General features: G+C 35.7%; 19 protein-coding genes. 11 read left to right on the forward strand and 8 right to left on the reverse strand.

Going from position 1 to position 22,501, the window contains the following annotated elements; translation table 11 throughout:
• Positions 1-192: 192 nt before the first annotated feature.
• Complete coding sequence (locus tag CGC58_RS11025) at positions 193-1,380, reverse strand: PNGase F N-terminal domain-containing protein (RefSeq protein WP_095896752.1); 1,188 nt, start codon at positions 1,378-1,380, stop codon at positions 193-195.
• Positions 1,381-1,529: 149 nt separating this feature from the next.
• Between CGC58_RS11025 and CGC58_RS11030 the strand changes: the two genes are divergently transcribed.
• Positions 1,530-2,093, forward strand: a complete 564-nt coding sequence (locus tag CGC58_RS11030) for an NfeD family protein (protein ID WP_095896753.1) — start codon at positions 1,530-1,532, stop codon at positions 2,091-2,093.
• Between the two features lie 37 nt (positions 2,094-2,130).
• On the opposite strand, the gene CGC58_RS11035 is transcribed toward CGC58_RS11030, so the two are convergent.
• From CGC58_RS11035 to CGC58_RS11045, 3 genes are all read right to left on the reverse strand, one after another.
• A complete protein-coding gene (locus CGC58_RS11035) occupies positions 2,131-2,625 on the reverse strand; it encodes a DUF4112 domain-containing protein (RefSeq protein ID WP_095896754.1) in 495 nt (164 codons plus the stop codon).
• Positions 2,626-2,640: 15 nt separating this feature from the next.
• The gene (lon, locus tag CGC58_RS11040; RefSeq protein ID WP_095897216.1) at positions 2,641-5,088 is read right to left on the reverse strand and encodes an endopeptidase La; all 2,448 of its coding nucleotides are present in this window, start codon (positions 5,086-5,088) and stop codon (positions 2,641-2,643) included.
• Between the two features lie 201 nt (positions 5,089-5,289).
• On the reverse strand, positions 5,290-6,039 hold the full coding sequence (locus CGC58_RS11045; protein WP_232748838.1) for a Mur ligase domain-containing protein: 750 nt from the start codon (positions 6,037-6,039) through the stop codon (positions 5,290-5,292).
• 238 nt (positions 6,040-6,277) lie between these two features.
• Between CGC58_RS11045 and lysA the strand changes: the two genes are divergently transcribed.
• A complete protein-coding gene (gene lysA, locus CGC58_RS11050) occupies positions 6,278-7,486 on the forward strand; it encodes a diaminopimelate decarboxylase (protein ID WP_095897217.1) in 1,209 nt (402 codons plus the stop codon).
• A 142-nt stretch (positions 7,487-7,628) separates the two neighbouring features.
• Here lysA and CGC58_RS11055 read toward each other — a convergent pair whose 3' ends face one another.
• The 3 genes from CGC58_RS11055 to CGC58_RS11065 all read right to left on the reverse strand — a co-directional run bounded on the left by CGC58_RS11055 (position 7,629) and on the right by CGC58_RS11065 (position 11,323).
• Positions 7,629-9,185: a flotillin family protein gene (locus CGC58_RS11055; RefSeq protein ID WP_095896756.1), complete on the reverse strand. Its 1,557-nt coding sequence runs from the start codon at positions 9,183-9,185 to the stop codon at positions 7,629-7,631.
• Between the two features lie 124 nt (positions 9,186-9,309).
• Positions 9,310-10,629 (reverse strand): pentapeptide repeat-containing protein, encoded by a 1,320-nt coding sequence (locus CGC58_RS11060; protein ID WP_095896757.1) that lies wholly within the window; start codon positions 10,627-10,629, stop codon positions 9,310-9,312.
• A gap of 199 nt (positions 10,630-10,828) precedes the next feature.
• Positions 10,829-11,323: a hypothetical protein gene (locus tag CGC58_RS11065; protein ID WP_095896758.1), complete on the reverse strand. Its 495-nt coding sequence runs from the start codon at positions 11,321-11,323 to the stop codon at positions 10,829-10,831.
• A gap of 782 nt (positions 11,324-12,105) precedes the next feature.
• Here CGC58_RS11065 and CGC58_RS11075 point away from each other — a divergent pair.
• Positions 12,106-13,257, forward strand: coding sequence for a cysteine desulfurase family protein (locus tag CGC58_RS11075; RefSeq protein WP_095896760.1), 1,152 nt, complete (start codon positions 12,106-12,108; stop codon positions 13,255-13,257).
• A gap of 790 nt (positions 13,258-14,047) precedes the next feature.
• On the opposite strand, the gene CGC58_RS11080 is transcribed toward CGC58_RS11075, so the two are convergent.
• Complete coding sequence (locus CGC58_RS11080; protein WP_095896761.1) at positions 14,048-15,286, reverse strand: MFS transporter; 1,239 nt, start codon at positions 15,284-15,286, stop codon at positions 14,048-14,050.
• A 341-nt stretch (positions 15,287-15,627) separates the two neighbouring features.
• On the opposite strand from CGC58_RS11080, the gene pfkA reads away from it, so the two are divergent.
• The 8 genes from pfkA to CGC58_RS11120 all read left to right on the forward strand — a co-directional run bounded on the left by pfkA (position 15,628) and on the right by CGC58_RS11120 (position 22,494).
• Positions 15,628-16,617 (forward strand): 6-phosphofructokinase, encoded by a 990-nt coding sequence (pfkA, locus tag CGC58_RS11085; protein WP_095896762.1) that lies wholly within the window; start codon positions 15,628-15,630, stop codon positions 16,615-16,617.
• Between the two features lie 77 nt (positions 16,618-16,694).
• Positions 16,695-17,696 (forward strand): type I glyceraldehyde-3-phosphate dehydrogenase, encoded by a 1,002-nt coding sequence (gene gap, locus CGC58_RS11090; protein WP_095896763.1) that lies wholly within the window; start codon positions 16,695-16,697, stop codon positions 17,694-17,696.
• Between the two features lie 102 nt (positions 17,697-17,798).
• Positions 17,799-18,650, forward strand: coding sequence for an N-acetylglucosamine kinase (locus tag CGC58_RS11095; RefSeq protein WP_095896764.1), 852 nt, complete (start codon positions 17,799-17,801; stop codon positions 18,648-18,650).
• Positions 18,651-18,782: 132 nt separating this feature from the next.
• The gene (locus CGC58_RS11100; RefSeq protein ID WP_095896765.1) at positions 18,783-19,547 is read left to right on the forward strand and encodes a C40 family peptidase; all 765 of its coding nucleotides are present in this window, start codon (positions 18,783-18,785) and stop codon (positions 19,545-19,547) included.
• A gap of 12 nt (positions 19,548-19,559) precedes the next feature.
• On the forward strand, positions 19,560-19,910 hold the full coding sequence (arsC, locus tag CGC58_RS11105; RefSeq protein WP_095897218.1) for an arsenate reductase (glutaredoxin): 351 nt from the start codon (positions 19,560-19,562) through the stop codon (positions 19,908-19,910).
• 63 nt (positions 19,911-19,973) lie between these two features.
• The gene (locus CGC58_RS11110; protein ID WP_095896766.1) at positions 19,974-20,813 is read left to right on the forward strand and encodes an outer membrane beta-barrel protein; all 840 of its coding nucleotides are present in this window, start codon (positions 19,974-19,976) and stop codon (positions 20,811-20,813) included.
• Between the two features lie 111 nt (positions 20,814-20,924).
• Positions 20,925-21,626, forward strand: a complete 702-nt coding sequence (gene dapB / locus CGC58_RS11115) for a 4-hydroxy-tetrahydrodipicolinate reductase (RefSeq protein ID WP_095896767.1) — start codon at positions 20,925-20,927, stop codon at positions 21,624-21,626.
• Between the two features lie 43 nt (positions 21,627-21,669).
• Positions 21,670-22,494 (forward strand): HAD family hydrolase, encoded by an 825-nt coding sequence (locus tag CGC58_RS11120; protein WP_095896768.1) that lies wholly within the window; start codon positions 21,670-21,672, stop codon positions 22,492-22,494.
• The last annotated feature ends 7 nt before the right edge of the window (positions 22,495-22,501 follow it).

A 22,501-nucleotide genomic window follows, 5' to 3' on the forward strand; every position in this document is an offset into this window, starting at 1 on the left:
GTGGAAACTATCGCTGTTAGAAACGCACAGAAAAAATTGAAAATCTTTGAATTAAAGCGATAAAGGATAGATGATTTTGAAAGGTTATTCTTTCATTATTGATAAAAAATAGCAAGCTATTTTAGGAAAGAAACAAAAAGGCTGTGCAAAACTCCAAGAAATTTTCCACACAGCCTTTTTGGTGGGAAAATATTATTTGTCAGAAACCAAGTAGCACGAAACTAACCAATGATTCTGCTGGTCGCCTGTGTTGGACGTTGCAGGAATTACAATTTCCAAAGAATGGTTGCCTTTTTTCAAGTTGCCAAGTTTCACATTTTCAGGAACTACCGAAGAACCCGGGCACCAATTGGAACGTGATAAATCGGATGAGGCTAATCGCTCCTCAACGGCTTTTTTTACGCGTTCACGATTTTCGTTGTAAGCAATTGCTGTATCTTTTTTAGTCCAAACTCCTGAAGAAGGATTAAAACGACGGAAAGAAGCACAATCATCACGCCAAGGAATGAAGTCAATTACTTTTTTCGTATCAAAATACACCGAATTATTGATTTTTGTAAACTCGTCACCACCGGAATGCCCTCCGTGACCCGTAGTTATATAGTATAATTCTGCATTTTTGATGTCTTTTTTCAGATTTATAGTGTGTTTTAGGCTTGTTTTAGCGAAAAGGTCTGGTATTTTTTGTCCGTTTACGTAATAAATTGTGTTAATTAAGGGAGTTACGACTTTTTTAGGGCGAGGTCTGCCAGAATACGTCAAAGATACATCGGCAAGATAACCTTTATCTGTCCAAGTATCAATCCAAATTCCGATGTAGAATGTTCCCGTAAGCAGAGATTCTAACTGAGAAACATCTTGTGTCCAAACCACTTTTTCTTCCCATTTTGGAACAGAAACGGGGCGGTAATAACGCATATTTGGGAATTTTGATTCATCACTGTAATGCCCCACACCGAAAGGAGTCATAAAACGCAATACCTCAATTGGCAAATCATATCCAGAAACTGATTTAATTCCGTTATAATCATTATTATGCCCGCTTTCAGAAGGTAATTTTTTGCTTCCTTGAGCTACATTGATAACATTTATCAAATCTTCATTTTTGAAAACGAAACACGAACCTGATTTGTCCCAAGTGTCTCCATTAGAGCGAATTGTAACGGAAACGGAAACATCTGTACCTTTGCGATATTCGGGGACAGTTACTTTTTTAACCAATAATCGTCCTTGTTGCAGACGGATAATTCCAGAGGGAGTTTCTGCTTTGTCAGCAAAGTTGATAAGTGCATTTTCAAAAACTTTGATAGTTTTCGCCTCTTGAGCGGTGGAGTAAATAGCAAAACACAAAGTTAATAAGCTAAAAATAAATCGTTTCATATGAAAATATAATTAATTAATCACAAATGAGCGTCAAAATTACGAAAAAATGAACTCTTACCGAAAAAAATTACTTTTTTATTTTTGGAAGAACTTTTTGTTTATTTGCGAAAAAAATTGTATCTTCGGTGCGATAAAAAAAGCTATTTATGGAAATTTTTGATAATATGGATTTCTTTTTGAAAGGATTTTGGTTTGTTGCGATTCCAACAACGGTAATATTTTTGATTCAAACGGTGATGACTTTTATTGGAGCAAATGCTTCCGATGGTCTTGAAGCTGATTTTGACGGAGATTTTGATGGTGGAGATGCACCTTTTCAAGTTTTTTCAGTGCGAAATTTAATCAACTTTTTGCTCGGATTCAGTTGGACAGGAATTACGTTTTATCATCTGATTGACAGCAAAATACTACTGACTTTCGTGGCTATTGCCGTGGGGTGTTTGTTTGTGTATTTATTCTTTTTGGTAATTCGCGTTTTGATGCGTTTGGCTGAAGATAATTCGTTTAAAATCAGTGAAACAATTGGAAAAATAGCTGAGGTTTATATTCCAATTCCCGAGCGAAAATCGGGTAGAGGGAAAGTTACTTTGAGCGTCAGAGGAACGCTGCGGGAACTTGATGCAATGACTGAAGGGGAACGTATTGCTTCCAATTCCGTGGTGAAAATTCTTCGGGAAGAAAATGGGATTCTGGTCGTTGAAAAAGCATAAAAAAAAGCCGAATATTCAAAAATATTCGGCTTTTTTCTTAATTGAAAATCCATTTGTATAATCCTGAAAAAGTGGTTATTATAAGCCAAATCAGCAAACAGATTAATATCAGAACGGTAACAACCCCGATGGTTGTCCATAACGCTCGTTTGTTGACCTGCTGAATGACCTTTTTATCATCATTTACAAAACCAACAATCAGTTCAAAATTGTTTTTATAAGAACGATGCACAAAATCAAGCACTATTCCTGCATACGGAATTAACCCTATAAGTATGTCTATCAATGAATTAAGTAAGATAGCCATAGTCAATCGGTAGGATTTTACCTTAACAGCCGCCACATACAGAAATGAATAGCTAAAAAACTGAGTTGCAATATCTCCAACAATGGGAATTAAGCCAATAATTCCGTCGAGATAATAATCGTCCATCCATTTCTTTGTATTTTTGATGATTTGATAATGAACGCTTTTTTCTATTTCCAGTTTTTTTAATTCTTTTCGTGTTTTATGTTTTTCTTCTAAATTCAAATTTCTTTTTTGTTGTTATTTATCAAAATTCTTTTTGTTTTTTACGTCTTTGTCGGTAAGTGCAATTTTTATCACCTCGTCCATTTCGGTAACGTAGTGGAACGTAAGTCCTTTCAGATATTCTTCCTTGATTTCCAAGATATCTTTTTCATTTTCTTTACAAAGGACAATTTCCTTTATTCCAGCTCGTTTTCCTGCCAAAATTTTCTCTTTAATTCCTCCAACGGGAAGAACTTTGCCTCGAAGAGTAATTTCTCCGGTCATTGCCAAGTGTTTTTTCACGCGTTTCTGAGTGAAAAGAGACATTAACGAAGTAAGCATTGTAATTCCCGCACTCGGTCCATCTTTTGGAGTAGCTCCTTCAGGAACGTGAATGTGAATATTGTAATTTTCAAATAGCTTAGAATCAAGATTGTATAAATCTGAATTTGCTTTGATGTATTCCAAGGCAATGGTTGCAGATTCTTTCATTACTTGTCCTAAATTTCCTGTTATGTTGAGTGTTCCTTTTCCTTTTGATAAGGTAGATTCAATGAAGAGAATGTCTCCTCCAACGCTCGTCCAAGCCAGTCCTGTGACTACGCCTGCAACGCCATTATCTTCATATTTATCTCGTTCCATTCGGGCAGGACCCAAAATTTTGGTTATGTCATCAAGGGAAATTTTTACGTTGTAATCCTCTTCCAAAGCGATGGATTTGGCTCTGTTTCGCACTACTTTTGCTATTTGTTTTTCAAGTCCGCGAACTCCCGATTCACGCGTGTAACCTTCCACAATGCGTTCAATTTCTTTTTTACCTAATTGAATATCAGATGATTTTAATCCGTGTTCTTCAATTTGTTTAGGAAGCAAATGCCTTTTGGTTATTTCAATTTTTTCTTCAATTGTATAACCTGTTACATTAATGATTTCCATACGGTCACAAAGAGCCGGTTGGATACTTCCCAAATCATTGGCTGTTGCAACAAACATCACTTTGGATAGGTCATAGCCCATTTCAAGGAAATTGTCATAAAATTCTTTATTTTGTTCAGGGTCAAGTACTTCTAACATAGCGGAAGAAGGGTCGCCTGAATGATGGCTGCCTAACTTATCAATCTCGTCGAGTACAAAAACGGGATTTGATGTTTTTGCTTTTTTAAGAAGTTGCAAGATACGTCCTGGCATCGCACCGATGTAAGTTTTTCTGTGTCCGCGTATTTCTGCCTCGTCACGCAAACCTCCGAGCGACATACGCACGTATTCTCGGTTTAGTGCCTTGGCGATAGACCTTCCCAATGAAGTTTTCCCCACACCCGGCGGTCCGTAAAAACATAAAATAGGAGATTTCATATCATTACGTAACTTTAATACGGCTAAATATTCGATGATTCGGCGTTTGACTTCTTCCAATCCGTAGTGGTCTTGGTCAAGGATTCGTTGGGCTCGTTTCAGGTCGAAATTATCTTTTGAGAATTCATTCCAAGGAAGTTCCAAGATGACTTCCAAGTAATTACGCTGAATACCGTAATCAGGACTTTGCGGATTCGTTCTCTGTAATTTACTTAATTCTTTTTCAAAATGTTCCCCAATTTTGGCGTCCCATTTTTTTGTTTTGGCTTTTGCTCTAAGTTCGTCAATTTCAGCTTCATAAGATACTCCTCCTAATTCCTCTTGAATTGTTCGCATCTGTTGCTGCAAGAAATAATCACGTTGTTGCTTATCCAAATCAAAGCGTACTTTTGATTGAATATCATTGCGGAGTGTTAATCTCTGAAGTTCTACATTCAGATATTTTAAAACTGCTAAAGCTCTGTCTTTTAAATCGTTTATTTGTAATATTTCTTGTTTTTCTTCAACAGAAGCATTCATATTTGACGAAACAAAGTTTATCAGAAACGAGTTGCTTTCAATGTTTTTGATAGCAAAAGTAGCCTCTGACGGCAAATTAGGATTTTCGCGAATGATTTGAATAGCCAAATCTTTTATAGAATCAATGATTGCATTGAATTCTTTATCTTCTTGCAAAGGTTTTGTTTCGGTTACTTCCTTGATTGTGGCTGTTATGTAAGGTTTTTCTTCTAAAATGGTATCTATTTCGAAGCGTTTTTTTCCTTGTATGATGATAGTTACGTTTCCGTCAGGCATTTTCAAAACTCGTAAGATACGGGCTACTGTACCCAAGTGGTAAATATCGTCACCTTTCGGGAATTCTGTATTTTCATTGATTTGGGCAACTACTCCGATGGTTTTTGAGCCTTCATTAGCTTCATTGATTAACCGAACGGAAGCATCTCGCCCTGCGGTAATTGGAATCACAACTCCGGGGAATAAAACCATATTTCGCAAAGGCAAAATAGGCAAGGATTGAGGCAAAGATTCATTTTGTATTTCTTCCTCATCTTCGGGCGTCATTAGTGGGATGAATTCTGCATCACTATCTAAGGATTCTGGCGAAAAACTGTCAAAATTTCCTATAATCATTTCTATACTATTTATACGTGCCATTATGTCAGAAGTAATTAAAAATTCCTGACAAATGAAAATTATTTTATATTAATACATATCTGTATATCAGTATATTATTTATTTTTATACACCGATATGCACATATCTCTTGCAATTGTTATGCCAATGATGAAAACAAAAAATGTAACTTTTTTAGTTTGGTTGGGGAAAAAGAAATCAGCTGAAGGAAACCATAGCCTCATAGAAATCTACTTCGTCTATGCCCATATTTTGGCAAACCCATTTGGCTCCTTCCACGTTTATAACTTCCTGTGGCTGAATGTTTTTTAATAGAAGTTGTCCTTCGTCGGTTAGTAAGAATAATGATTTTCCATCTGTTTGATAATCAGGAGTTTTGTATTCCAGCTTACGAACTGGGTTTTCGGAGGTTTTAACTATGTTTTTGAGTAAAGAATCCTCCTCGTTGTAGATTAAAATTCCTCCTTTGGTGAGGCTATCAATGAAATTGCTGTATTTTTCAGAATTTTCTTCCGAAGAAATTCCTGTAATCAAAGCTACTGTAGGCTGATAGGAAAGAAATTTTGCCTGAGAATTACTATTTGAGATGAGATTTTCATCACCTTCAATCAATACGAATTCAGCATCTTCAATGAGTTGAAATTGTTTTCCATTTATCGGATTTTCAAGGAAGTAACTAACAGGAACATCGTGGAAATTCATCGTATGTAGCACCATTGCAAGAACGTTTTCCTTTCCTTTGCTTCCTGTTATGACCACGCGGGTTTTATTTTTGAAATATTCGTGAATAAATTCAGGGTAAAAGATGGTTTTTAGTCCTAAATTGCTGGCTTTTAGTATGTCAGGGTGAGTTTCTGAAATCTCTGTGCTTACAACTACAAGGTCAATTTCAGTTGTTATCTCCTCATTTTTTGATGTAACTATGTCCGTTTTTGAAAGTTCAGACATTAAATTTTGTAATACAATATCTTCACTGAATATAAAATGTACTCGCATTTTCAATTGGTTATAAAGAATAAAAAATATCCGCAAAAATAATCTTTTATAATGTATTTTACAATATAGATACTTGTTACAAAACAAACATTTTGTTGAAAAATTATGTTATTTCTAATTTTCTATTTGTTTTTCAAAAAGATAGCCTACTTTTGTGCTTCAATATTCTTCAAATAAAAAGATAAAAGATATGAGAGCGAAAGATTTACTTGCAATAGCCGATAAGTTTGGTTGCCCTGTGTATGTTTATGATGCAAATAAAATCGTATCACAATATGAGCGGTTGTCTTCGGCTTTTAAAAATGTCCCGAAATTACAAATAAACTATGCTGTGAAGGCTCTGTCGAATGTTTCTGTTCTGAAATTATTAAAAAACTTAGGCAGTGGGCTGGATACGGTATCCATTCAGGAGGTAAAATTAGGATTATTGGCGGGTTTTGCTCCCGAACAGATTATTTTCACGCCTAACGGGGTGTCATTGGAGGAAATTGAGGAGGCTTCGGCATTGGGAGTTCAGGTAAACATAGATAATCTTTCCTTTTTGGAACAATTTGGAAGCAAATACCCACATATTCCTATCTGTGTGCGAATTAATCCGCACGTGATGGCAGGCGGAAATGCCAATATTTCGGTTGGGCATATCGATAGCAAATTCGGAATCAGCATACACCAAATTCCGCATATTTTGCGAATTGTTGAAAATACCAAAATGAAAATAAACGGAATCCATATGCATACGGGAAGCGACATTTTGGATATTGACGTGTTCCTTTATGCTGCCGAAATTCTGTTTGAAACCGCAATGCACTTCAAGGATTTGGATTTTATCGACTTCGGGAGCGGATTTAAAGTACCTTATAAAGAGGGAGATATACAAACCAACATCGAAGAACTTGGCGAAAAACTCTCCGCACGATTTTTGGAGTTCTGCAAAGAATATGGCAAGGACTTAACTTTAGCTTTTGAGCCTGGGAAATTCTTGGTGAGCGAGGCAGGATTTTTCTTGGCGAAAGTAAATGTTGTAAAACAAACCACATCAACCGTTTTTGCGGGGGTGGATACAGGCTTCAACCATTTAATACGCCCGATGCTTTACGGAGCAACTCACCAAATTGAGAATATTTCAAATCCTGAGGGAAGAAAACGCTTTTATTCGGTGGTGGGATACATTTGTGAGACAGATACTTTTGCGTCAAACCGACAAATTGCCGAAATATCGGAAGGAGATATTCTCTGCTTTAAAAATGCGGGGGCTTATTGCTATACTATGGCAAGCAATTACAATTCACGATTGCGTCCGGCAGAGGTACTTTGGTACAATGACAAAGCACATCTTATCCGAAAGGCAGAAACTTTTGATGATTTGGTAAAAAATCAAATCCTGTTAGATGTTTTATAAAATTCACAACTAAAATAAACTCTCTTTCTGCTGAAAATAACCATTTTAAGTTTGAAAATAAGCTAATCACAATCTACGTCAAACAAAAAATCTCTGTAATTAATACAGAGATTTTTTATTAATACTACCTAAAAGCTGCTTTTTACTTGCTTTTACCTTCCCCAAGCTCTTTCGGAGCTTCTTCAGTTGGGTTTTCTCCTTTCAAATAAGTAGGTAAATTAAGCCCCGCCATATTAAATAAATCATTAAGAGGCGGTACGGTTTTCATCATTCCCGATACGAAATTGGCTGTGGAATTATTTCCGTTCTCATTATTACCCGAATCCCAAACAGTAATTTTATCGATTTTGATATTTTTAACCGCTTCCACTTGAGTTTTAACAAGTTCAGGCAATTTTTCAATTAATAGTAACTGGAAGGCTTTCGTAGGGTCGCCACCGGCAGCATTTACCACATCTTTATAACCTTCGGCTTGCTTGGTAAGGATTTCATACAAACCTTTTGCTTCAGCTTCCATCTTAGCATAAATGGCGTCGGCTTCTCCTTTTGCTTTTTCACGGATACGTTCTGCTTCGGCTTGGGCTTCGATAACTGCTTGTTGCTTAGCGATTTCCGTAGGAACGATAATATTAGCTATTTGTGTGGAACGCTCTCTTTCCGAACGGGCTAACTCGGCTTTCTGCTCGGCAAGATAGGCTTCTTCCAAGGCTTTGGCTTGTTGTACCTTTTCGGCGGTAATTGCTACCCGCAATGCTTCCGCTTCTTTTTCCCTACGTGTAGCTTCCGAATTGGCAATGGCAATTTTAGCCTCGTTTTCTCCTTTTATGGCGATGGCATTAGCTTCCGAAATTTTGATACGGCTATCTCTTTGAGCTTCGGCACGACCGATAGATTCAAATTTTTGAGCCTCTGCAATACCGATAGCCTCATCTTTGCGAGCTTCGGCAATGCTGATTTCCTTATCTTTCTGCGTAATGGCGATTTTTACGTCCCTATCGCGATGTGTTTCTGCTATTTGAGTATCTTTTTCTCGGTCGGCGAGGGCTTTTCCCGTTTCCCCGATTTTTTCTTGTTCGGCAACGCTGATTTTTGCCTCGTTGATGGCTTTGGCTGCGGCTTCTTTCCCGAGAGCTTCAATGTAGCCGGACTCATCTTTGATATCCGTAACGTTTACGTTGATGAGTTTCAGACCTATTTTTTTCAATTCGCTATCAACATTTTTGGAAATGTTATCCAAAAACTTATCACGGTCGGAATTAATCTCCTCAATGGTCATTGTAGCAATCACCAAGCGTAATTGTCCGAACAAAATATCCTTTGCAAGCTCCTGAATTTGCTCCGGAGATAGCCCGAGCAAACGTTCAGCGGCTGCGTTCATATTTTCGGCTTCGGTGGAAATGGCAATAGTGAACCGGCAGGGAACATCTACTCGGATATTTTGGCGTGAAAGTGCATTGGTTAGGTTGGCTTCAATGGAAAGCGGACGCAAATCCAAATAAGCAAAGTCTTGAATTACAGGCCACACGAAAGCACCACCTCCGTGAATACACTTAGCCGAGCTTCCGCCGGTTTTTCCGTAAATTACTAAAATTTTGTCAGACGGACAACGCTTATAACGTGCCACAAGCGAGGAGATAGTCACAAAAATTACAATTGCGAGAATCACAACAAGTCCGATAGGAGAAATTAATGCATCCATATAATTTAAAAAATTTAAAGTTGATTATTTAATATAAATTAAGTGTGCTAATGTACAATTTTTATACAATTTGAATCATAAAAAAGTAAAAAAATTTTCATAATAACCCGCCCGAAGCTCCTTTTTAGGAGGATTTACCATATTTGCGGAAGGCTTGAATAGTTTGATAATAACCATACCCTATAAAAATACGACCTATAAATAAGAAGAGATAAGCTAAACCATTTAACTCCACACCAAAAGGTTCTATATCTTTCCAACGAGTTACATTTATTACCTCTAAAAAATGTTTTAGGAAGTTATCCCAAGCATCAAGACTACGAATATCCCATTCAAGAGAATTATGAAGAGAAATTAAAATACAAAGATAAAATATAAATGCTACCGTAATAGTAAAAAGCAACCCTCTTGACCAACTTGTACCATAATTATTAGATATTTTATTAAGAAGTAACATAAATCTATCTTTATGCCAGAAAGATTTTTCTTTTAATTCTTTCTCGTAAACGTCCATCTCCTTTTTATAAAACTCAAGTCCTTCTATACGATTATCTTCTTTATAAAAAGCATTTTTAATAGTACGATAAGTCTCTCGTATTTTAGCATATACTGACGGTTCTACTTTTTTATCACCAAAATCATTAATATATTTTTCATATTGAGATAAGTTTTCATCTCCTTCTATCTTAATATTCCAAAAACGGAGATTGCAATGATGAAAATTACTACGTGAAATATCCAAACATTTCTTAAAAGTAGCTCCTTCAAAACTGATGAAAGTATTAGAACCTATCTTACAATGCAAAAATTGGGTTTCTTGCTCAAAAATAACATTTGAAAATAATACTTTATTTTGAAAATCTATACTGTCAAAACATATAGCATCTTTAAAATAAGTTTTACCAGAAAAATCTATAATATCTTTAAATGTAACATAGTGAAAATAAGTATTTTTTTCAAATTGAACATCTGAAAATTTAGTTATTGATAAAAATTGAGCACCTAAAAAATTGGCTTTAGAAAAAAAAATAGTTTCAGAAAAATAAGTCCACCATAAAAATTTAGTATTTTGAAAAATGACTTCAGATAAAAATTTACTTTCTGAGAAATCAACAATACTTTCAAATTCAACATCTGAAAAATTAGCTTCCTTTTTAAATCTGGTTTTTAAAAAATTTACTTCTTGTTTGAATTGTGTAGCCAAAAAGTTGACATCTTGTATAAAAACACAACTAGAAAAATTAACCTCCTTATTAATTGTTTTTCCTTGAATATAAATTTCTTTTGTAATAATAAATTTATTCTCCTCATATTTCTTTCTAAACTTATTTATTATGGTAAATAAACTCTCATCCTTTGGTAAATTATGCAACCAAACCTCATCTTCTCCTGTTTCAGGATTTTTTTCTATTTTTTGGATATATTTTTCTAAATCGTCATTCATAAAAATCATCTTTTACCTACTTAAAACTATCTTTTAGCTACTTTTAATCTCCTAAAACCTACTTTTAATTAGCTTTTTCATAATTAAAAGTACCTTTAACCTCCTAAAAACTACCTAATAGCGAGTTATAAACTGCTTTAACCTTATTAAAACTATCCTTTAGCTCATTATAACTCCCTTTAGGCTGGTTTTTACTCCCTTATTGCGGGGCAGATTCATCTTTATCTTTCTTTCTCATTGATGGTCGCCCAGAGAATCGTGTTTTTAGGTCATCGTAAATAGTTTGAGCGTTAGGAGCATTGGTCTGTGCCATTGCTTTTACGCCTTTGTAAAATGTAATTCCGTTGTAATGAAGATCACTACCCAACAAAAGTGTAGTATCATCTACTCTGTTGGTTATGGCTTGCAATCGGCGAAGTCGCGGAAGCAAGGCTTGTCGTGCTTTGTAATCACGGTTGAACTCCTCAACGTTAATATGTCGCAGTACCAAATCAGGGTATTGCTCCATAAAAATTCTCACCCGTGAAATCCAATCCTCTGTTTTATTGCCCACGCGAGCGTGTTCCATACGCTCTTCGGTTGTGAGGCTAATAAACTTCTCTTTTACAATCTCTTCCAGTTGTGAAAGTAGGTTGTCCATTCTGTCAAGTTCCTCTTGGCTGAATTCGATGCTAATGTAATTATCCTTTGCCATATTTTTATAAAATTAGATATTAAACATTCTATCCTAAGGATAGTTTTATTTGCCCCGAAGGTACAAAAAATATCTTTAATTTAAAAATAATTAAGATAATAATTTTCAGAATTAAGTATTTTTTTGAAAATAATGTCCCAATAGATAGAAAAAAGGAGGTATAAAGTGAATATTGGTAGGGTAAGATGAGTAATTAACTTAAAATAGTTTGTTATTATGATTCCCCCTTTTAAAGGGGGTAGGGGGATGTTACTTTTAATGTGACATCCTCCGTCCTTCGGACACCTCCTTCAAAGGAGAATTTTAAAAATAATTTGTTATTATGATTCCCCCTTTTAAAGGAGGTAGGGGGATGTTTTTTTAATATGACATCCTCCGTCCTTTGGACACCTCCTTCAAAGGAGGATTTTAAAAATAGTTTGTTATTATGATTCCCTCTTTTAAAGGGGGTAGGGGGATGTTTTTTTAACGTGACATCCTCCGTCCTTCGGACACCTCCTTCAAAGGAGGATTTTAAAAATAGTTTGTTATTATGATTCCCCCTTTTAAAGGGGGTAGGAGGATGTTTTTTTAATGTGACATCCTCCGTCCTTCGGACACCTCCTTCAAAGGAGGATTTTAAAACTCGACAATTCAAAGTAAATTGAATATAATTGAAGTCTAAATTATAATAATGATATAGACTTCGACTTCACTTAGTCTGACAAAAATATTGGTTTTTAAGGCTTTCGTATTTTTTAATAAATCAAATTGTTATCTTTGCGGTAAAATTAAGCTCTTTAATGAATCTCAAGGATAGAATATATTTCGATAATGCTTCAACAACCAAGCCTTTTGCTGAGGTAATAGAAGTTTTAAGCCAAACGCTTTCAGATGTTTACGGAAATCCGTCATCAACGCATAGTTTCGGACGTTCTGCAAAATCATTGATTGAAAGTGCGAGGAAGAATATTGCCAAAGAACTGAAAGTTCAAGCATCGGAAATTATATTTACATCGGGTGGAACGGAAGCTAATAATCTCATTCTGCGAGGTTGCGTTCGTGATTTGGGAGTGCAAAGCATTATCACATCGCCCATAGAACATCACGCGGTGTTACATAGCACAGAACTGCTAAAATCGGAATACAATATTGATATTCATTATGTTCGTTTAACGGAAGAAGGCGACATTGATCTAAATCATTTGAAGGAACTTTTGGAAAAAACAAGCCGGCAGAAGGTTTTAGTCAGCTTAATGCACATTAATAATGAAATAGGAAACATTCTTCCGCTGAAAAAGGTCTCTGAACTTTGCAGATTGTACGGAGCTTATTTCCATTCGGATATGGTACAGTCTGTTGGGCATTTTCGATTGAATTTGAACGAACTTTCGGTAGATTTTATGGCGGCTTCGGCTCATAAATTTCACGGAATTAAAGGCGTTGGGTTTGCTTATATCCGAAAGGGAATTGACCTAAACGGATTTATATTTGGAGGAGAGCAGGAGCGAGGTATGCGCGGAGGTACCGAACCTTTGCATAACATCGTAGCAATGGAAAAGGCTTTCGTTCAGTCTTATAAAAACTTGGAGGAAAATATGTTATATCTATCCGAATTAAAGCAATATTTCATCAAAAGGATAAAAGAAGTATTTCCAGACGCATTATTTAATGGGAAATCCGCTAATTTAATGCAAAGTACACACACAATTATAAACGTGGGATTTCCTTCTTTGCAACAGAAGAATGATACATTATTGTTTTACCTCGATTTAAAGGGAATAGCCTGCTCCAAAGGCAGTGCCTGCCAAAGCGGAAGCACCCAAAACTCACACGTTCTGACGGCTTTCCTCCCCGAAGACCGATTAAAAATACCTTCACTCAGGTTTTCGTTCTCTCAATTCAACACAAAGCAAGAAATAGATACCTTTGTTGATATATTAAGCTCGTTATAGCTAATTTAAAATAATTTGTTGCTATAATTCCCCTTTTAAAGGGAGTAGGGGGATGTAACTCTTAAGAAACATCCTCCGTCCTTCGGACACCTCCTTCAAAGGAGGGTTTTAAAACTCAACAATTCAAAGTAAATTAGATATAATTGAAGTTATTTTCGATGGTCTTTTTTGTCAAACTGAATATGCAACTGATTTAAAATAATTTGTTGCTACAATTCCCCCTTTTAAGGAGGCAAGGGGGATGTTACTCTTAAGAAACATCCTCCGTCCTTCGGACACCTCCTTCAAAGGAGGATTTTAAAATTCAACAATTCAAAGTAAATTAGATATAATTGAAGTTATTTTCGATTGTCTTTTTTGCCAAACTGAATATGCAACTGATTTAAAATAATTTGCTGCTACGATTCCCCCTTTTAAGGGGGCAAGGGGGATGTAACTCTTAAGAAACATCCTCCGTCCTTTGGGTATCTTCTTCAAAGGAGGATTTTAAAACTCAACAATTCAAAGTAAATTAGATATAATTGAAGTTATTTTCGATTGTCTTTTTTGCCAAACTGAATATGCAACTGATTTAAAATAATTTGCTGCTACGATTCCCCTTTTAAAGGGGGTAGGGGGATGTTACTTTTAATATAATATCCTCCGTCCTTCGGACACCTCCTTCAAAGGAGGATTTTAAAATTCAACAATTCAAAGTAAATTGGCTATATAAGCTGGTTATATGTAGGAAAAAATAAAAAACCGATAACTTTAAGTTATCGGTTTTTCGTTTGCAGATATAAAATTCGAACTATTTTTTTCCAACTTTGTGTCCTGCCATACCATAATATAATATGAACACGAAACAAGGTAAGCAAAGCCAGTAAGCATTTTGCATTCCGTAGCTATCTTTCAGCCACCCGAAAATAAGCGGAAGCACAGCCCCACCGGCAATCGCCATAGTTAAAAGAGAAGCTCCCGTTTTGGTGAATTTACCCAATCCGTCCATTGCCAAAGGCCAGATAGCAGGCCACATTAGTGAGCAACCCAAAGCCATAAATGAAATAAAGTAGATTGAATATTCAGCCGGAGCAAACCCAACGGCTATTGTACCGAAAATAGCAATCAAAGAGCAAATTTTAAGTGCCGCCGATTGTGAAATATATTTCGGAATAAATAAAGCACCGCAAATGTACCCGATGATAAGTCCGATAGAAGGAATAAATGCGGCTACCTTCTTGATTTCAAGCCCGAATAATGAAGCTATTTTCACTCCGTTTTCTTCAATATCTTTTGCATAATCCACCATTGTTGCCAATGAGATGGTTTCAACCCCCACATAGAAGAATAAAGCCAAAACCCCTAAAAGTAAATACGGAAAATCAGTGATTGAATTCTTCCCGCTGCTTTCAGTAAGTGTGCTTTCAGCAGAATCTTCGTCTTCCCCTTCGGCTTTTACCTCAGGAAGCGGAGCCATAAGTGAAACAACACCCAACAAAAGGAATACCCCAACGATGATATAGAAAGGTAATTGCAAGTCGGCAGGAGTTACATCCTCAATGCTTTTCCCGATAACGAAGGCTAAAAATAACGGAGCGATAGGCCAAGCTAATTTGTTACAGATACCCATTATACTGATGCGTTTTGCGGCACTTTCAATAGGACCTAAAATAGTTGTGTAAGGGTTCACCGATGCTTGCAGATAGGCATTAGCAGCTCCACTTACAAAAGAAGCTACTAAAAATAGGTAAAAATTAGTTGCCGTAGCAAAAATCCCGAAAGCAATAGCAAAAAGCAAAAATGAGAAAGCCATTGTTTTCTTATACCCGATTTTTTTTATCAGCATTGAAGCCGGATACCCGAAAATCAAAAATGGAATGAAAGTAGCTGCCAAAAGCATATAACTTCCTGCAGATGAAATATCTAAAGTTCCTTTTAAAACAGGAATTAGATACGAATTAATCCCCAAAGCAAACCCAATGGAGAAGAACATCAGCCCGATGAACGCCAACGGAACTATAAAACTTTTTGAAGAATCGTTTGTTTGCATATTAAATTATTTTAATTGGTTATGAACAATATTTAAAAATTCAGCAGACCAAATTAATACTTTTTTATGAAAGTGAAAAGTAATTCCGTATAAAAATATATTTTAAAATGAATTCGTAAATATAAGTTATTGATAATAAAAAAGTTTCTATTTCTTGCAATCTGTATTTTTTATTTTGGAGAAGAAGAAACCAGAATATAAATTAATAAGATTCTTAACTCCTTAATTATGTTATAATTACTGCGATGTCATATTCATTCGGATTAAAAAAGTAAAAAAAGTAGGGCTATTTCAAAAAAAAATCGTAATTTTACCTCGCAAAAAAAATAATGTGTATATAAATGTCAGAAAAAAAGATTAAGAAAATAGCAGTTTTGACCTCTGGAGGGGATGCTCCTGGGATGAATGCCGCCATTCGTGCGGTCGTTCGTACGTGTGCTTATCATAATATAGCAGTTTTAGGAGTATATCGTGGTTATCAAGGAATGATTGAAGCCGATTTTGTAGAACTTAACGCCCGAAGCGTTCGTGATACTATCAATAAAGGTGGAACTTTCTTAAAATCAGCACGTTCAAAAGATTTCCGTACAAAAGAAGGTCGCCAAAAAGCCTATGAAAATCTAAAAAAACACAACGTCGATGCCCTTGTGGTTATCGGCGGAGATGGTTCTTTTACAGGGGCTTTGCTTTTTAACCAAGAACACAACTTTCCGGTAATGGGAATTCCCGGAACTATTGATAACGATATTTACGGAACAAGCCATACGTTAGGATATGATACAGCGTTAAATACTGCTGTAGAGGCAATTGACAAAATCCGTGATACGGCAAGCTCTCACAACCGAATGTTTTTCATCGAAGTAATGGGGCGTGATGCCGGATTCATCGCTTTAAATACGGGAATTGGCGGAGGAGCCGAGCGTATTTTAATTCCAGAGGAAGACACCCCCATTGAGGAATTGCTACAAGATATTGAAGAAGGACACGCTAAAGGAAAAACTTCCAATATCATTGTGGTTGCCGAAGGTGACAAAACCGGAAAAAATATTTTTGAATTGAAAGATTACGTGGAGAAAAAGCATCCGGAATACGATATCCGTGTAGCGATTTTGGGGCATATGCAACGTGGGGGAGCTCCTTCGTGCTATGACCGCGTACTTGCCAGCCGTATGGGAGTAAAAGCTGTAGAAACGCTTTTGGAAGGAAAATCAAACTTTATGGTGGGAATTAACAACGACAAAATCGACTTGACTCCACTTGAAAAAGCTATCAAAGGTGGAAGCAAATTGGATATGGAACTTGTTCGTGTGGCAGAAATTATGAGCGTATAGCTTTTGTTTCTGTTTTTAGTTCTGTATAATAAAAACTTGAATAAAAAATAATTTAATAACAAATAAAAAAATAGTTTATGTCAACATTAAAAATTGGAATCAACGGATTCGGACGTATCGGACGTCTTGTATTTAGAGCGGTTTATGAAAGACCAAACGTAGAAATCGTAGGAATCAATGACCTTCAGGATGTAGAATACATCGCTTATCTTTTGAAATATGACTCAGTTCACGGAACTTTCAAAGGAAATGTAGAGGTAAAAGATGGCAACTTGGTTGTTGACGGAAAAGTAGTTCGCATTACGGCTGAAAAAGACCCAGCTAACCTTAAATGGAACGAAATCGGAGCGACCGTAGTGGCTGAATGTACAGGTATTTTCACTACATTGGAAAAAGCTCAAGCTCACATCAATGCAGGTGCTAAAAAAGTAGTTATTTCTGCTCCGTCAGCTGATGCTCCAATGTTCGTAATGGGAGTTAACCACAAATCAGTAAAACCAACTGACAATATCGTATCGAACGCTTCTTGTACTACAAACTGTTTGGCACCAATTGCAAAAGTTATCAACGATGCTTTCGGAATTGAAGAGGCTTTGATGACAACAGTTCACGCTACAACTGCAACGCAATTAACGGTTGACGGTCCTTCTAAAAAAGACTGGAGAGGTGGTCGTTCAGCACTTATCAACATCATTCCTTCATCAACAGGAGCTGCTAAAGCGGTAGGAAAAGTTATCCCTGAATTAAACGGAAAATTAACAGGTATGGCATTCCGTGTACCTACGGCTGACGTTTCAGTAGTGGATTTGACAGTTCGTACTAAAAAACCAACTTCATTGGCTGAAATCAACGCTGCTATGAAAAAAGCATCGGAAGGTGAACTAAAAGGAGTTTTAGGATATACTAACGAACTGGTTGTATCTCAAGACTTTGTAGGTTGCAAAAATACCTCAATCTATGATGAGAAAGCAGGTATTGCATTGAGCGATACTTTCTTCAAAGTAGTTTCTTGGTACGATAACGAAGCTGGATATTCTAACAAATTGGTTGATTTGGCAGAACACGTTGCTTCTTTGTAATATTTTTAATCATTAAAGTATTTAGAGGTTTGAAAGTTAGAAAGTTATATCATAAAAAACTTTCAGGCTTTCAAACTTCTTGATTTTTAAACCGAACAAATTATGATTTTAATCATTGATAGCGGGGCTACCAAAGCGGATTGGACAGCCTTAAACAGCAAAGGAGAGAAGATATTTTTGACGCAAACATTAGGGTTAAATCCTGAAGTTTTAACAGAAGAAATTGTAATTGAGCGAATTACGACAAATTATCAATTATCTGAAAATAAGGATATTGTATCAGAGCTTTATTTCTACGGAGCAGGTTGCGGAACTGAGCGTATGTGTTCGTTTATGGAGCGTATCTTGAAATCTATTTTCAAAAATGCGAAAGTAAATGTTAAAGAAGACACATTTGCAGCGGTTTACGCCACCACAAATCCTGAAAGTAAAGCAATTGTTTGTATTTTAGGAACAGGAGCGAATTGCTCGTACTGGGACGGAGAAAAATTGGTTCAAGCGGTGGATTCATTGGGATATATCCTTATGGATGAATCAAGTGGAAATTTCTACGGAAAACGTTTGATTACTGATTATTTCTTTAACAAAATGCCGAAAGATTTGGCTCAAAACTTTGAAAAACAATATGATTTGAATTCCGATGTAATAAAAAATCATTTGTACAAATTGCCAAATCCGAACAGTTATTTAGCAACATTCGCGAAATTTATCGTTGAAAATAAAAATCACGAGTATTGCCGAAATATCATCAAAAATGGAATGCAATTATTTGTAGATCATTGGATTTCTCAGTACGAAGCCAGATACGAAGTGCCAATTAATTTTGTAGGAAGTATCGCTTTCTATTTGCAAGATATTCTGGGAGAGGTACTTGCACAAAATAATTTGAAATTGGGAACTGTGTTGAGAAAACCAATTGACGGATTGGTGGCTTTTCACGTTAAAAACAGATAATATTCTAAAAATTCAGAAAGCAGGTGATTTTTTTCCGAAAAACGATACGAATTGCCTGATTTTTAAAAATTTCAGATAAAAAATAAGGAATTATATTGATTTATGTTCCTTATTTTTTATTTTTGCAACATAATGAATATGAAAATATTATACACACCTTACGGAATATGTCATTTGAGCGTTGTTCCTGTTCGTTTAGAGCCTTCTGATGTTGCAGAGATGACAACTCAATTATTGTTTGGAGACTTGTTACAAGTGGTTGAAAAACAAGAAAAATGGAGCTTTATTCGGATGATTTTTGATGGAACAGAAGGATGGGTTTTGAATAGCCAATTTTTGGAAATTTCGGACAAAGATTATCGTAAAGCTCTCAAAAAGAAAGACAAATACGCTCATCGTTTAGTTACTAAATTGCGATTAAAAAACGCAGAAAATTCATTTTTGCACATTCCCAAAGGGGCCACTTTTTCATATAATTATTTATTGAATACTTCACAATCCACACAAAAGCCGTCTAATACAGGAATTGTTCCAACAGCATTGGAGTATTTGAATGCACCTTATCTTTTGGGAGGCAGAACGCCTTTTGGCATTGATGCGTCGGGTTTTGTACAAATGGTTTATAAGTTGAATGGAATCAATTTGTTACGAACTCCGGAGAAGCAATCCAAGCAAGGAGAGTTAGTTAATTTCATTGAGGAAATAATCCCAGGTGATTTGGCTTTTTTCGATGATGATGAAGGAAATATCATCCACGTTGGAATTTTGTTAGGGAATAATCAAATCATTCATTCTTACGGAAAAGTCCGCATTGATAAATTAGATCATATAGGAATTTTTAACTCCGAAATTAGGAATTATACACATAAATTGCGTTTAATGCGTAGAATATTTTAAATTATTATGAAAATGATAAAAATATATCATAATCCAAGATGTTCAAAGTCTCGTTGCGGTTTGGATTTACTTAAAGAATCAAAAAAAGAATATGAAGTTGTGGATTATATGAAAAATCCGCCAAAAAAAGAAGAAATTATTGATATTTTATCAAAATTGGATATTTCTCCATTGGATTTGGTTCGAAAAAATGAAACTATTTGGAAAGAGAACTTTAAGCATAAAAATTTAACTGATGAGGAAATTATTCAAGCGATGGCTGATTTTCCTCAACTTATTGAAAGACCAATAGTTATTGTGGGAGATAAAGCTGTTATTGGTAGACCTATCGAAAAAATTAGTGAGCTTTTAAGTATTTTTTAAGAAATCTGTTTGGAGATTTTGTTTTTTTTTATACGTTTGCAAAAACGTATAAACATTTAAATAATGAAGAGAAATTTTTTATTGGCTGTAGCCGCGATTTTTGGAGCAACAGTTTATGGGCAAACTTATGTTTCGGTAAGTGGAGGCTACGGATTTGAAGCCCACAAAAAGAAAGTTGGAGAAGAGGTAGCGTTGACCGGAGTTTCATCGGATGTGGAAGGAAGTTTTGGAGCAGGTTTCCAAACGCAATTAAGGGGAGGATACTTCTTTAACAAGAGATGGGGAGCAGAATTGGCAATCGGGTATTTGCACGGAAGAGAGGTTAAAACTTCAAAAACTCCTGTTTCTGAGTCACTTTCTAAATCAAGTGTGTTTGGAGCGTCACTATCGGCAGTGTTCAATGTTACTGAAAATATTTATTTGCGTGCCGGAGGGGTTACAAAAGTGGGCGGTTCGTCGGAAATTAACACAAATATAGATTTAACTCCGTTTTCTATGCCTGCAAAAGCAGCTGTGACTTCGAAAACAAGCGGAAAAATGCCTTTTGGATTTATCGGAGGATTGGGATACAAATTCAAACTAACTGAAAAACTTTCTTTCTTTGTTGAAGGTGAGTACATAAATATAAGCGTTGCTCCTAATAAGTTGAAATTAGATAATTTTAGCGGAACATTCGGAGGTAAAAATGTTTCATCAAAAGAATTTTTGGGAAATGTGAATACTACGTTGGAAAGATTATCAGGTTCTCCATCTCCGGAGCATAAAGCACTTGTGGAAAAAGCTAAACCTTTAGTAACTAGGCTTTCTACTTTGTTGCAAGAAGATGAAGTATCCGTGGCAAATCAGGATAAATCGCCTTATTCATCAATAGGATTCAATTTTGGTTTAATTTTCCACTTCTAAGATTTAAAATATACTTTTCAAAAAGAGGTTTTCTTAAAAAGAACCTCTTTTTTTGATTTTTATAGCTAAGTAATGTATATTTGTAGCTCAATTTCAAAAAATAATTCACAGATGAAAATAGCCTTACTCGGATATGGGAAAATGGGAAAAACCATTGAAAAAATAGCAACGGAACGAGGTCACGAGATAGTTTTGAAGGTAGATGATTCACAAACGCCTTATGATATTTCTGTTGCTGATGTTGCAATTGAATTCAGTACTCCTGACAGTGCTTTTAATAATATTGTAAGTTGTATTAAAAGTCAAGTTCCTGTAATTGCGGGAACTACGGGTTGGCTAAAAGATTATGATAAGGCAGTGGAGATTTGCAAGAAACATCAAAGTGCATTTTTGTATGCTTCCAATTTTAGTGTGGGGGTAAACGTGTTTTTTGCCCTAAACAAGAAGTTAGCTAAGTTAATGGCTCCGTTGAAAAATTACGAAGTTTCGATAGAGGAAATTCACCATACGCAGAAGTTAGATGCTCCAAGTGGCACAGCAATTACTTTGGCAGAGGGAATTATCGCAAATTCAGGTAAAACAGCTTGGAAACTGGGGCAAGCGGAAGCAACCGAAATACCTATTGAGGCAAAACGTATCGAAAATGTCCCTGGTACTCATATCATAACTTATGAAAGTCAGGTAGATACCATTGAAATTAAGCACACTGCTCACAGTCGTGAAGGGTTTGCTTTGGGAGCTGTTTTGGCAGCTGAATGGATTTTGAATAAGAAAGGTGTATTTTCAATGATAGATGTTTTGGGAATAGATTGATTTTTAGATGATTATTTTGTTATAAAAAGATTTAAGATTGATAATGGATTGTAAAATTATTTTTTCAGATGTAGATGGAACGCTTTTGAATGGAGAAAGAACCCTTTCGGAGATGACAATTTCAGAAGTGAAAAGAGTGAAGGACAAAATTCCTTTTGTATTGGTTTCATCGCGTATGCCTAAGCAAATGAGTTACTTACAAAAAATGTTGGATACGCTTGATTTGCCAGTTATAGCATATAATGGGGCTTTGGTTTTAGACGAAGGAAATGTTTTGCATTCAACAGAAATAAATCTTGAATTAATTGAAAAAATAGTATCGTACAACGAACAGAAATTTAATAATAAAATTCATATAAGCTTGTATCACAATGATTTGTGGTATGCTCCGGAATATGATTTCTGGGCGATGCGTGAGGAAAATAATACGAAAGCAAAACCTGAAATTCTGTCAAACAGAGAAGTTCTTTCCGAGTGGAAAAAGCAAAATATTGGAGCTCATAAATTGATGCTTATGGGCGACCAAGCCTTAATTGAACAAATGTTTTCCCATTTGAATGAAAATTTCTCTGAAAAATTACATATTTACCGAGCTAAAGATACATACATTGAAGTTGCAGATGTAAAAGTATCAAAATTGACGGGAATTAATGTGCTTTTGAATCAAAAATACAATTATAGCTTGAAAGAAACGATGGCTTTTGGCGACAATTACAATGATATGGAAATGATTCAAGGGGTTGGTTACGGAATTGCCGTTGCAAATGCTCGCGAAGAAGTGAAAAAAATAGCTTACGGGCTTACATTCCACCACAAGGAAGACGGCGTAGCGAAGTACTTGTTCTCTTTCTTCAAAGGAATTTTGTAGTTAATTT

Origin of the sequence: Capnocytophaga stomatis, assembly GCF_002302635.1 — a bacterium.
Lineage (GTDB): Bacteria > Bacteroidota > Bacteroidia > Flavobacteriales > Flavobacteriaceae > Capnocytophaga > Capnocytophaga stomatis.

What these genes read in the sequence shown, in the direction of transcription:
- gap (WP_095896763.1), top strand. Translation starts at nt 16,695, where the DNA reads ATGTCAACATTAAAAATTGGAATCAACGGATTCGGACGTATCGGACGT.
- CGC58_RS11030 (WP_095896753.1), top strand. Translation starts at nt 1,530, where the DNA reads ATGGAAATTTTTGATAATATGGATTTCTTTTTGAAAGGATTTTGGTTT.
- CGC58_RS11060 (WP_095896757.1), bottom strand. Translation starts at nt 10,629, where the DNA reads ATGAATGACGATTTAGAAAAATATATCCAAAAAATAGAAAAAAATCCT.
- CGC58_RS11120 (WP_095896768.1), top strand. Translation starts at nt 21,670, where the DNA reads ATGGATTGTAAAATTATTTTTTCAGATGTAGATGGAACGCTTTTGAAT.
- CGC58_RS11075 (WP_095896760.1), top strand. Translation starts at nt 12,106, where the DNA reads ATGAATCTCAAGGATAGAATATATTTCGATAATGCTTCAACAACCAAG.
- CGC58_RS11095 (WP_095896764.1), top strand. Translation starts at nt 17,799, where the DNA reads ATGATTTTAATCATTGATAGCGGGGCTACCAAAGCGGATTGGACAGCC.
- lysA (WP_095897217.1), top strand. Translation starts at nt 6,278, where the DNA reads ATGAGAGCGAAAGATTTACTTGCAATAGCCGATAAGTTTGGTTGCCCT.
- CGC58_RS11110 (WP_095896766.1), top strand. Translation starts at nt 19,974, where the DNA reads ATGAAGAGAAATTTTTTATTGGCTGTAGCCGCGATTTTTGGAGCAACA.
- CGC58_RS11045 (WP_232748838.1), bottom strand. Translation starts at nt 6,039, where the DNA reads ATGTCTGAACTTTCAAAAACGGACATAGTTACATCAAAAAATGAGGAG.
- CGC58_RS11100 (WP_095896765.1), top strand. Translation starts at nt 18,783, where the DNA reads ATGAATATGAAAATATTATACACACCTTACGGAATATGTCATTTGAGC.
- CGC58_RS11065 (WP_095896758.1), bottom strand. Translation starts at nt 11,323, where the DNA reads ATGGCAAAGGATAATTACATTAGCATCGAATTCAGCCAAGAGGAACTT.
- CGC58_RS11080 (WP_095896761.1), bottom strand. Translation starts at nt 15,286, where the DNA reads ATGCAAACAAACGATTCTTCAAAAAGTTTTATAGTTCCGTTGGCGTTC.
- lon (WP_095897216.1), bottom strand. Translation starts at nt 5,088, where the DNA reads ATGATTATAGGAAATTTTGACAGTTTTTCGCCAGAATCCTTAGATAGT.
- CGC58_RS11025 (WP_095896752.1), bottom strand. Translation starts at nt 1,380, where the DNA reads ATGAAACGATTTATTTTTAGCTTATTAACTTTGTGTTTTGCTATTTAC.
- arsC (WP_095897218.1), top strand. Translation starts at nt 19,560, where the DNA reads ATGATAAAAATATATCATAATCCAAGATGTTCAAAGTCTCGTTGCGGT.
- pfkA (WP_095896762.1), top strand. Translation starts at nt 15,628, where the DNA reads ATGTCAGAAAAAAAGATTAAGAAAATAGCAGTTTTGACCTCTGGAGGG.
- CGC58_RS11055 (WP_095896756.1), bottom strand. Translation starts at nt 9,185, where the DNA reads ATGGATGCATTAATTTCTCCTATCGGACTTGTTGTGATTCTCGCAATT.
- dapB (WP_095896767.1), top strand. Translation starts at nt 20,925, where the DNA reads ATGAAAATAGCCTTACTCGGATATGGGAAAATGGGAAAAACCATTGAA.